General features: G+C 70.1%; 13 protein-coding genes. 7 read left to right on the forward strand and 6 right to left on the reverse strand.

Features of this window, described 5'->3' with window-relative positions:
- Positions 1-36 precede the first annotated feature (36 nt).
- From ACFV57_RS24105 to ACFV57_RS24120, 4 genes are all read right to left on the reverse strand, one after another.
- Complete coding sequence (locus ACFV57_RS24105; RefSeq protein WP_385235870.1) at positions 37-564, reverse strand: cyclophilin-like fold protein; 528 nt, start codon at positions 562-564, stop codon at positions 37-39.
- Positions 561-1,244 carry an SDR family NAD(P)-dependent oxidoreductase gene (locus ACFV57_RS24110; RefSeq protein WP_385235873.1) on the reverse strand — a complete coding sequence of 228 codons (684 nt, stop codon included), beginning with the start codon at positions 1,242-1,244 and terminating at the stop codon, positions 561-563. Before ACFV57_RS24110 ends, ACFV57_RS24105 begins: the two co-directional genes overlap by 4 nt.
- 66 nt (positions 1,245-1,310) lie before the next feature.
- Positions 1,311-1,721: a cupin domain-containing protein gene (locus ACFV57_RS24115; protein ID WP_385235876.1), complete on the reverse strand. Its 411-nt coding sequence runs from the start codon at positions 1,719-1,721 to the stop codon at positions 1,311-1,313.
- A 52-nt stretch (positions 1,722-1,773) separates the two neighbouring features.
- Positions 1,774-2,790, reverse strand: a complete 1,017-nt coding sequence (locus ACFV57_RS24120) for a zinc-dependent alcohol dehydrogenase family protein (protein WP_385235879.1) — start codon at positions 2,788-2,790, stop codon at positions 1,774-1,776.
- A gap of 223 nt (positions 2,791-3,013) precedes the next feature.
- Here ACFV57_RS24120 and ACFV57_RS24125 point away from each other — a divergent pair, with 223 nt between their 5' ends.
- The 4 genes from ACFV57_RS24125 (at position 3,014) to ACFV57_RS24140 (ending at position 6,110) form a co-directional block, all read left to right on the forward strand.
- The gene (locus ACFV57_RS24125; protein WP_385235882.1) at positions 3,014-3,892 is read left to right on the forward strand and encodes a helix-turn-helix transcriptional regulator; all 879 of its coding nucleotides are present in this window, start codon (positions 3,014-3,016) and stop codon (positions 3,890-3,892) included.
- Positions 3,893-4,088: 196 nt separating this feature from the next.
- On the forward strand, positions 4,089-5,030 hold the full coding sequence (locus ACFV57_RS24130) for a recombinase family protein (RefSeq protein WP_385235885.1): 942 nt from the start codon (positions 4,089-4,091) through the stop codon (positions 5,028-5,030).
- Positions 5,031-5,079: 49 nt separating this feature from the next.
- Positions 5,080-5,262 (forward strand): hypothetical protein, encoded by a 183-nt coding sequence (locus ACFV57_RS24135; RefSeq protein WP_385235888.1) that lies wholly within the window; start codon positions 5,080-5,082, stop codon positions 5,260-5,262.
- Positions 5,263-5,270: 8 nt separating this feature from the next.
- Positions 5,271-6,110, forward strand: a complete 840-nt coding sequence (locus tag ACFV57_RS24140) for a helix-turn-helix domain-containing protein (protein WP_385235891.1) — start codon at positions 5,271-5,273, stop codon at positions 6,108-6,110.
- Positions 6,111-6,233: 123 nt separating this feature from the next.
- Here the strand turns inward: ACFV57_RS24140 and ACFV57_RS24145 are convergent, their stop codons facing one another.
- The gene (locus ACFV57_RS24145) at positions 6,234-6,845 is read right to left on the reverse strand and encodes a TetR/AcrR family transcriptional regulator (protein ID WP_385235895.1); all 612 of its coding nucleotides are present in this window, start codon (positions 6,843-6,845) and stop codon (positions 6,234-6,236) included.
- An 87-nt stretch (positions 6,846-6,932) separates the two neighbouring features.
- Here ACFV57_RS24145 and ACFV57_RS24150 point away from each other — a divergent pair, with 87 nt between their 5' ends.
- Positions 6,933-7,358: a nuclear transport factor 2 family protein gene (locus ACFV57_RS24150; protein ID WP_385235898.1), complete on the forward strand. Its 426-nt coding sequence runs from the start codon at positions 6,933-6,935 to the stop codon at positions 7,356-7,358.
- Positions 7,355-8,203, forward strand: coding sequence for an NmrA family NAD(P)-binding protein (locus ACFV57_RS24155; RefSeq protein WP_385235901.1), 849 nt, complete (start codon positions 7,355-7,357; stop codon positions 8,201-8,203). Before ACFV57_RS24150 ends, ACFV57_RS24155 begins: the two co-directional genes overlap by 4 nt.
- Positions 8,204-8,886: 683 nt before the next feature.
- Here ACFV57_RS24155 and ACFV57_RS24160 read toward each other — a convergent pair.
- Positions 8,887-9,384 (reverse strand): hypothetical protein, encoded by a 498-nt coding sequence (locus ACFV57_RS24160; RefSeq protein WP_385235904.1) that lies wholly within the window; start codon positions 9,382-9,384, stop codon positions 8,887-8,889.
- 106 nt (positions 9,385-9,490) lie between these two features.
- On the opposite strand from ACFV57_RS24160, the gene ACFV57_RS24165 reads away from it, so the two are divergent.
- On the forward strand, positions 9,491-10,396 hold the full coding sequence (locus tag ACFV57_RS24165) for a Tn3 family transposase (protein ID WP_385235907.1): 906 nt from the start codon (positions 9,491-9,493) through the stop codon (positions 10,394-10,396).
- Positions 10,397-10,534: the final 138 nt, after the last annotated feature.

The following is a 10,534-nucleotide window of genomic DNA, read 5'->3' on the forward strand; positions in this document are numbered from 1 at the left end:
CTTCTTCCCGTACGAGGAGGGGCGGTGCTGGGGAGGTCAGGAGGCGGCCTTGATGGTGATCCGGTCGGCCCCGGCGAGCTGATCGGCGTCAGCGTCGATGTGGCCGAGGACCAGGAGGTCGGAGGAGGCGGAGGGGCCGTCCTTGTAGAAGAGGGCGAGGTTGCCCCAGGGGGCGTAGTAGGAGAGGTCTCCAGTCTTCGGCGCCTGTGGGTTGGGCGCGTTCTCGGTGGTCAGCTTCCTGGGCGGGTCGGCGATCCGCTCGGTCCCGTGGAAGTCCTTAAGGTCCAGGGTGAGCGGGAGCAGGGAGGCCAGGTCGCGGGCGGCGGGGCTGTCGTTCAAGGTCGCCTCGACCTCTTGGCCGTCGAGGGTGACGCGGATGTCCATCGGAGTGCTCCTGTCTGATCCCGTCGGGCTCGCCGACGCCGAACCCGGTGCGGACGACGAGGCGGAAGCGGTGGTGGGGGTCTGCTCGACGGAGGAGTTGTCGGAGCAGGCGGTCAGGGCCAGCAGCACGCCGACAGTGGCGGTGGTGGTCGGGGCCCGGCGGAGGGTGGAGGTGGTCATGGGGTGCCGTCCTGCGGGTCGGCCATGGGCTCGGCGTAGTGGCGGAAGCCCTTGCGGTCGGTGTGCAGGCCGTACAGCAGTTCCGCCAGCTTCTCGGGGCTGGAGGTCGCGGAGACGGGGCTGATCGCCCCGGGCACGATGAGCTGGACTGCGTGGATGTTCTCCGGTGCGAGGGCGGTGTGGAGCATCTGCGCGTATGCGCTCTCGGCGGCGAATGCGATCGAGGTACCGGCCACGGTGCCCTTCGGGCGTACCGCGCTGCCGCCGTTGACGAACAGCAGGCTGCCCCGGCCCAGCTCCCGCATCCCGGGCAGGACCGCGTTCACGCAGGTGACCGGGCCTTTTACGGAGAAGGCCAGCGGGGCGTCCAGGTCGGCCGCCGTGGTGTCCAGGACCGGCTTCATGAAGTCGCTGCGGGGCACCGGGCTGAACTGCAGAATCTCGACGGGCCCCAGCGTGTCCGCGGCCTCGTGCAGGGCTGCGGTGAGGGAGGCGGGGTCGAGGACATCGGCGGTGAACCCGCGGGCGGGGATGTCCTCCTGCGCCAGCTCGTACACCAGGTTGTCCTGGTGCTGGCTGCTGCGCGAGAGAAGGGCGACGGCGTGGCCCGCCTTGCCGAAGCGGCGGGCGGCAGCCAGACCCAGGCCGGGGCCGGCGCCGACGAGAGCGAAGGTGGTCACGGTAGTTCTCCCTACGAAGTGGGCGAGGCGGGGCGCTTCCGGGGTGCGGGACGGTGCTGGCCGGGTTCAGCCGGTGGCCGGGGCTGCGTGGTACTCCTCGTCGGTGACGGGGTTCAGCCAGTGCACGACGTCGTGGGTGTCGTCGCCCTCGTTGATGGCCAGGTGGACCATCAGCCGGTTCGGGGCGGCGCCGTGCCAGTGCTCCTCGTCGGACTCGAACAGGACGCGGTCGCCGGGCCGGATGATCTCCACCGGTCCGCCCCTGCGCTGGCACAGGCCGATCCCCTCGGTGACGAAGACGGTCTGGCCCAGCGGGTGGCGGTGCCAGTGGGTGCGGGCGCCGGGCATGAAGTGCACCAGGTTCGCGGTGACCCGGGAGGGGGCGGGCGCGGCGGCGACGGCGTCGATGTAGACGTCGCCGGTGAACCAGTCGGCCGGACCCTTGGCGGTGTCGATCGAGCTGCGGGTGATCTGCACGGAGAATCTCCTCGTATCAGAAGATGATGGGGCGGGGGGCGGGGGGCGGGGCTCAGGGGGTCAGGAGCGTCTTGATGGCACGGCGCTCGTCCATGGCTTTGTAGCCCTCGGCGACCTGGTCCAGGGGGAGGGTGAGGTCGAAGACCTTGCCGGGGTCGATCGCACCGGTGAGGACGCGGTCGATGAGGTCGGGGAGGTAGCGGCGGACAGGGGCGGGGCCGCCGCGCAGGCCGACGTGGGAAAAGAACAGTTCCTGTCCGTCGATGCCGACCTCGTGGGGGACGCCGACGAAGCCGACGTTGCCGCCGGGGCGGGTGGAGTGTAGGGCCTGGCTCATGGACTGAGCGGTGCCGACGCACTCCAGGACGCTGTTCGCGCCGATCCCGCCGGTCAGCTCCTTAATCCGGGCCGCACCCTCTTCGCCGCGTTCGGTGACGATGTCGGTGGCGCCGAACTCGCGGGCGAGCTTCTGCCGGATCTCGTGGCGGGACATGGCGATGATTCGCTCCGCGCCCAGTTCCTTCGCGGCGATGACCGCGCACAGGCCGACCGCGCCGTCACCGACGACCACGGCGGTCGAGCCCGGCTTGACCTCGGCGGCCTCCGCTGCCCACCAGCCGGTGCCCAGCACGTCCGAGACGGCCAGCAGCCCCGGCCAGAACTTCTCGTCCGGCACGCCGTCGGTGGCGACCAGAGTGCCCTGCGCGTTGGGGATACGGACGTACTCGGCCTGGCAGGTGGACATGAACTCGCGGTTCAGGCAGCTCGACTGGAACCCGTTGCGGCAGTTCGCGCAGGTGTTGTCGGAGGTCGCGAACGAGCCGACGACCAGCTGGCCAGGCTTGACCGCGGTCACCTCGGAGCCGACCTCCTCCACGAAGCCGACGTACTCGTGGCCCATCGGGTGCGCCGCATCGGTCGGCTCCGCGCCGCGGTAGGGCCACAGGTCGGAGCCGCACACGCAGGTCACGGCCGTGCGGATGATCGCGTCCGTCGGCTTGAGGATCTTCGGGTCCGGAAGGGTCTCGAAGCGGATGTCGCCGGGGGCGTGGATCACTGCGCCGCGCATGAGAGGGGTTCCTTTGCGTTACCGGGTAGAGGGTGCGGGCCCCGGAACGCGGACGGCGGACCGCCCGGCCGGGGGCGGAGCCCCCGGGTCTCCGCCTGGCGGGCGGGACGGGAAGCACCACGCCTTCCAGGTAACGCCCTCCTCTGACATGGAGCGAGTCACTGACAAGGGGTGTACTGGCAGTGCATCCCTTCGGCCCTGCGCGGGACGTACCGTCGAAGGCATGGACAACCGTGAGGAGGTCCGCGAGTTCCTCACCTCGCGGCGCGCCAAGATCACCCCCGAGCAGGCGGGCCTGCCCTCCGGCAGCCGCCGCCGGGTGCCCGGCCTGCGCAGGAGTGAGGTCGCCGCCTTGGCGGACATGAGCGTCGAGTACTACTCCAAGCTGGAGCGCGGCAACCTCGCCGGTGCCTCCCCGGCCGTCCTGGAGGCCCTTGCCCGCGCCCTTCAGCTCGACGACGCGGAACGCGCCCACCTGCTAAACCTCGCCCAGGCGGCCGACGGCTCAGACGCCCTCACTCGTCCTCGGCGTCGTACCCAGCAGTGGAAGGCGCACCGCAGCCTGCAGTGGGTGCTGGACGCCGTCACCGCCGGCCCGGCCTTCGTCCGCAACGGCCGTATGGACCTGCTCGCCACCAACCAGCTCGCCCGCGCGTTCTACGACGACGTCTACGCCACAACCCACAACCAGGCCAACCTGGCCCGCTTCAACTTCCTCGATCCCGCCTCACGGCGCTTCTATCCCGATTGGGACCAGGCCGCCGACGTCGCCGTGTCGATCTTGCGCACGGAAGCCGGCCGCAACCCTCACGACAAGGGACTGCACGACCTCGTCGGCGAACTCTCCACCCGCAGCGACGACTTCCGCACCCGCTGGGGCGCCCACAACGTCCGCCACCACGGCACCGGCACCAAACGCTTCCACCACCACGTCGTCGGTGACCTCACCCTCGCGTACGAGGGACTGGAGATGGCCGCCGAGCCCGGCCTCACCCTCACCGTCTACACCGCCGAGCCCGGCTCACCTTCCGAAGAGGGACTGCGCCTGCTCGCCTCCTGGGCCGCCACCGAGCACAACGCATCACCCGCACCCCGTTCCTGACCGACGGCACGTGTGCGGCTTCCCCGAGTCCTCGCTGGCATCAAACGTACGAATGACGACAGGGGCGGCGTGCGTCCAATGAGCCCAGCTGTTCCGGGGTCTGACGACGGCTCCGATCCAATGAAATCCGATGGCGGTTGGTGACAGGGTTAGATGACACCCGGGGTCCGATGCGCGGACAGGAGCGGGGAACAGCGTGGCCAATGTCGTCTACGAGCGGGTCTCGACCGACCAGCAGTCGACCGACCGTCAGAACCTCGTCCTGGACGAGGCCGACATCGAGGAGCCGGTGGTCTTCGAGGAAGAGGGCGGCACATCCAGCCGTCCCCATCCGCTGGAGCGGCCGAAGTTCGGCAAGCTGCTCACCTACGCGCGGCCGGGCGACACCGTGCACATCTCCGAGATGTTCCGCCTGGTACGCGGCACCGGGCACATCCTCGACGTACTCGACGTCCTGCACCGCGACCGGCTCGCCCTGCGCATCCACGACGGAGCGTTCTCCGGCCTGGACCTCACCGCCCGCCAGCCGCGCACCGGAGAACTGCTGTCCACCGTGAAGTTCATGGTGCAGACCCTCGCCGCCGCCGGCGAACTCCAGCGCGACCTCCAGCGCGAGCTGACGTACGACGGACTGCGCGCCGCTGAAGCCAAGGGGAACAAGGGCGGGCGCCGCCCCGCAGTCGAGGCCGGGAAGACCGAGGCCGTGCGTTCCGCGTACCTGGAAGGCCGGTCCATCGCCGCCCTCGCGCGCGAGCACGACGTCAGCCGCGGCGCCATCCGCACCGCCGTCGCGGACCTGCTGCCCGAGTACACGCCCGTCGACGCGGGCACCCCGACCCCGGAGCTGTCGGTGGTTCTCGACATGCCGGGGAAGGTGGCCGACTTCCTCCGCACTACCGACCTGGCTCCCGTCGAGCGCATCGTGCTCGACCAGGGCGTGACCGTACGGCGCGGCCAGGGCTACACCTTGCGCATCACCGCTGTGCCCGCGATCCACCGCCGACTCCTCGACCTCTGCCAGCCCTTTGACGGCGCTGCGGCGGTCCCGGCTCAGCGCAAGGCCCGCCGCGAGTACGAGAACCGCGTCAACCTGCACGCCTCGACGGGTCTCCGAAGTTGGTCACGCTCCGCTACATGACGGGTGGCGGCAGCTATACGAGAACAGGGCCGAGACGGCCGTCATCATCGTGATCATCGCGATGGCGGTCCTGATGACCCTGTGGGGCACACCGCTGTCCGGGACCACGGCCGTGCTCGCCGGTGGCGGCCTGCTCGCGGTGGCCGTGGTCCACCTCGCGCGGGGCCACGTCCTGCGCGGTGCCGTAGTCCGCGGCGCGCAGCGGGCGCTGTCGTCCTGTGGCCAGGAGTAGGCGGGGCGGTGGCGCGCCGTCGGGGGCGCCCGCTGGCGCCGATCAAGACCCTGGACCGCCGGGTCGGCCAGCTCGCACACGAACTGCGCCGGGCCCGTCTTCGGCTGGGCATCTCCCGCCCGGAACTTGCGGTGAAGGTCAGCCGCTCGGTGGCAACGATTCACCGGGCGGAGGCCGGCCGGGTGCGGGTGCCCTGGCCGGTGACGCGGGACATAGCCGTGGCCTGCCATATGGATCTCGACGCGGTGGAGCGGATGTGGCTGAAGGCGGGGCGTGCCGGGCACACCCGCCTCGCGGAGGCGCCCCGGGTCACCCTCATCCGCACTGCCGCCGACCTGGCGGCCGCGCTGCGGCGGGTCTGGCAGGAGAACAACGAGCCGTCGGTGCGGAAGATGGAGGTGCGGGCTGAGGCACGGGCCCAGGATTACGTCCCCCTCTCCCGGATGTCTGCCTGGCGTATCCGCCAGCGGAAGCAGGCGACCTCCTCGCTCGGGCAGCTCTGCGCCTACTTGATCGCCTGTGAGGTGCCGGAGGCGGACTTTCCCCTGTGGGCCCAGGCGTGGGCGCGGGTTCGCTCCCACGAACTGGCGGTGCCGAGACAGGCGGGGGTACCGGTTTTCTCGCCGGCCATGCCGCGCGGCATCAGCCCGAGACGGGCGTCGGCGGTGATGCTGGAGGCCGGCCTCCAGCCGCTGGACCCATTCCCCGGAGCGACGGTGCCCTGGACCGCCCGGTGCCAGCGCTGCGGAGGCCTCCGCCGCTACAAGCTCTCCAGGGTGCAGGAGGGAACCGGCTGCCCGGCCTGCTCCGCCAGCGCGATGAGTCAGCGAAACTGTCAGACCTGTTAGGACCAACACCTCCAACAAGAGGCGAGCGGGGGCGGAGTGGGACAGGCCCGTCGCGTTTGATCTTGCTCGGGAAAGGACCGTTTGCGCGAGGCCCCGCCGATCAGGGACTTGCCCGGCCCTCGATCACTCCTCGGTGGTCGACCCTTGCAGTGGGCCGGAGGCCAGGACCCTGGCGACGAAGTGCGCCAATTGCGACCGCATTCTCTCCCGCGGAATGCGCTCTTCCCCGGCCAGGTGCTCGACCAGGTCGGCTCGTGTGGCGGCGAGCAGGGCGTGGGCGGTGAAGTCGCCGTCGGCCAGGCCGGGGATCTGCTCCAGTACGGCTTGGAGCAGGCTGTGCCACCGCTCGTAGTGCTCCGCCCGGTACGGGCTGCTGTTCCCGTCTTCCTCCAGGGCCAGCGCGAGGCGCCGGTTGTCGAGTTTGAAGCACAGGATGGCGTCGAGCAGGGCGGGTACGCGATCGCGCGGTGGGGTCGCGGGCCCCAGGGGTGGTGGGCCGGTCTCGACGGCCTGCCTGATCGGTTCGAGCCGTGCCTCGTACAGCGCGCGGAGCAGCCCGGCGCGATCACCGAAGGCCCGGAAGAGCGTGCCCTTGCCGACGCCGGCCGCGGCCGCGACGTCGGCCATGGTGACGTCCTCGGGGCTTTCGCGGCGGGTGAAGAGGGCGTCGGCGGCCGCGAGCACGGCCTCCCGGTTGCGGACGGCGTCCTTGCGAGACGACTGGCGTTCGGGCATGACGCTCCTTCCAATTGCAAAACGGACCCGTGGTCCATATCGTTGAAGCGGACCGAGAGTCCGGATTCTATCCTTTGGAGGATGCCCATGTCCGCACCGACCTCCCCGGCGGATCTGTACCGCCACAGCCTGCGACTGCTGCTCGACAAGGACATTCCCGCGTGGGTCGCCCTGTGGGCCGAGGATGGCCTCATGGAGTTCCCCTTCGCCCCCGACGGCTGGCCCCGGCGCCTGGAGGGCAAGGAGGCCATCGCCGCCTACATGCGCCACTACCCCGACCACATCGACCTGCACGACTTCCCCGACCTGCGGATCCACCAGACCACAGATCCACAGACCGTCGTGGTCGAGATGCGCGGCGTCGGCCGCCTGGTGGAGAGCGACGCTCCCCTCGACATGACCTACATCGCGGTCGTGACCGTGGGAGACGGACACATCACCTCCTACCGCGACTACTGGAACCCCCTCGCCGTCCAGGAACCCGGCACCGACTTCACCGGGAGCAGCCGATGACCACCACCGGCACCACGCTGATCATCGGCGCCACCGGCACCACCGGAAGCCGCACCGCCGCACAGCTGACGGCCGCGGGTCACCGCGTCAAAGCCGCTGGCCGCCGGGCCACCCCGGTCGCCGGCGCCGAGCCGGTCCCCTTCGACTGGTACGACCCCGCCACCCACGCGGCCGCCCTCGACGGCGTCGACCGCGTCTACCTCATACCGCCCCTGGGCGACCCCGACCCCGCGGCGGCCATGCTGCCGTTCCTCCATCAGGCCTGCTCCGCCGGCGTGCACCGCGCGGTGCTGCTGAGCTCCTCGGCCATCCCCGAGGGCGGCCCGGCGGTGGGGACGGTGCACCAGGCCCTGCCCGATCTCTTCGGACAGTGGGCCGTACTGCGGCCCTCGTGGTTCATGCAGAACTTCACCGGCACGCACGCGCACGCTCGCAGCATCCGCGACGAAGGCATCATCTGGACCGCCGCCGAGAGCGGCCGGGTCGGCTTCGTCGACGCCGAGGACATCGCGGCCGTCGCCGTGCGCGCTCTGACCGACGAGCAAGCCCCCAACACCGATCTCGTCCTCACCGGACCCGAGACACTCAGCCACGACGACATCGCCGCGGTCATCACTGAGGTCACCGGTCGGCCCGTGGTCCACCGCCGTCTGCCCTACGAGCAGATGCGCGATCGCCTCACGACGCAGGTACCGGTGGAGTTCGCTGCAATGCTGGCCGACATGGACCGTGCTATCGCCAGAGGGGCGGAGGACCGCACTACCGACGCCGTCCACCGTCTTACCGGTCGGCCCCCGCGCACCTTCCGGGCCCTCCTTGACGGGGAGATGCGATGCAGCAGCTGATGTTCCAGGGTGATCAGTAGTTCGGGTTCGACACCCTGCGGCGACTACGACGCCTGGCTGTTGGAGGTGAGTCGAAGTGGCCGTAGAGGCCCTCGGGGAGAATCCGAACGGCCAGTAGCGACAACTGGCCGATCTTGGTTCCGGTTCGATGAATCGCCCTGTTTCCGCTGTTCAGCGGTCCTACGTTCCAGTTCATGCCAGTTGAATTTCTCTCTGATGACCAGGTCTCTCGTTACGGCCGGTTCGCTGCCGCTCCCACGCCCGGGGAGCCGGAGCAGTTCTTCCGTCTGGACGCGCAGGCGCTGACGGCCGCGCGGTCGAAAGGGTCCCAGTGAGTACTACTGGGACCCCATGAAGGCTCCAATTGGAGCCGCTCCCCGGGGTGAATCCGGCTGGCCGGGCTGCCCGAAGCCCGTGCCGCCGCGACCGCCGGTCGGGCCCGCCCGTGAGTAGGCTGCCACGTCCTGCGTGAGGCGTGGCGCGTCGGCGTCGAGCGCCGAGTGCCTGTCCACATGCTCTGGTCCCCAAGCGCGTGCGTGAGGACCTGGTGGTCGACGAGCTGCCCGTCACCTCGTGAGTCACGGAGTGCGGCCAGGGCGGTGGCGTATTTGACCATCCGGCCGTACTGCTGGGTGATCGGCGCAGTGAACGCCATCACGGTTACGTCGTGCGCTACTGGGGCTTCAGCTGCCTCCGCCGGTGGGCGGGTTCCGGTCGCCGCGGACGGTCTGGACCAGCGGCGCCAGCCGGTGCAGGTCCCCGGTGATGGCCGCGCTGACGACGGCGACAACCGTGAAGACGGCGAGTGGCGCGAACAGCACCGACGAACCGGACGCGCCCAGGGGCAGCAGCACCGGCAACGAGGCCACAGCGGCGATGGCACCGACCGACAGCACCCTGACCAGCCCTCTTCCGCTGAGGGTGTCCGGGCCCGGATCGGCGGGCAGGTCGGCGACGGGCAGCAGGGCCGCGTAATCGGCTTCGGCCTGGGCCGCCGTGATGTGCAGGCAGTAGCGCCCCAGCGTCTCGGCCGCTGCGACGCGGTCGGTGAGCATCTCGGTCAGCTGCAGCGTGATGGCGGCGCGCACCTTGCGGGTGTGGGACTTCAGCACGCCGGCGTCGCCGCCGAACTGCCGCAGGCCGGCCCGCTTCCTGCCACTGACGACGAGCGCCTGGTCCAAGAGACGCGCCTTCGCGCTCACCTGCTCCAACGCCTCGACCCGGTCATCCCCGGCCCGCGCATGTACCAGGGCCGTGCAGGCCGAGAGCAGCTCAAGGGCACAGGTGATGACCCTGCCCGCTTGCCCGTTCGGCGCCCCTGCCCGCATCTCCTGGATGCGCCTCAGTACCGACACGGCCAACGCCGTCGTGGCCACCGTGACGAAGTACGTTCCGGTGGCCACGACGTATTCGGAAGGTGTCAGATGCGTCGCAGCGCCCGCTTCGCCTGTCTTCGCGCTCGCCCACCTCCTGGGCTTCGACTTGATGCCCCGGATCAGGAACTGGAAGGACCTGACCTTCTACCGGCCCTCCAAGCAGACGGAGTACGTGCACATCGACGCCCTGTTCGGAGAGCCGGGCAAGAACGTCGTCGACTTTGACCTGATCGAGTCCCAGTTCCGCCACCTGATGCGCGTAGCCGTCTCCGTCCGCGAGGGCGCCATCTCCTCCTCCACCCTGCTCAAGCGCCTGCGGTCGGGGTCGCGGAAGAACGCCACTTACTCCGCCTTCCGAGAGGTCGGCCGTGTGATCCGCACCGTGCAGCTGCTGCGCTACCTGTCGGACGCGCCGCTGCGTCGGCGGGTCACAGCGGCCACGAACAAGGTGGAGTCGTTCAACCGGTTCTCGCAGTGGATTGGTTTCGGCAACCGCGGCGTCATCGCCGACAACGACCCCGTAGAGCAGGAGAAGGCCATGAAGTTCAACGCGCTGCTCACGAACGCGGTGATCTTCCACAACGCCCTGGACATCGCGGAGATCGTGCGGCAGCTGCTGGACGAAGGGTGGGAGATCGACCCGGAGGACCTGGCCCACATCTCGCCCTACCTGACCGAGCACATCAACCGGTTCGGCGAGTACTCCACCCACGAGCTCGGCATCCAGCCTGAGGCGTACGACCCGAAACTCGACGTCGACTTCACCCCGCTGCGAGAGCAGGACCTGACCGTCGCCGGTCTTGGGCAGGCCGCCTGACACAGGCCCGGCCGGTGACCTTCGTTTAGCCCAGCTCGACGGGCGGGGACACAGGTCGCTGCGGACCGTGACCGCAGGCGGCCGGTGATCCCGGCCACAGACCGCAGGGGGGTGCCCCCGGGGCCCATGCCCCGGGGG

This window comes from Streptomyces sp. NPDC059788 (genome assembly GCF_042732265.1).
Taxonomy (GTDB): Bacteria; Actinomycetota; Actinomycetes; order Streptomycetales; family Streptomycetaceae; genus Streptomyces.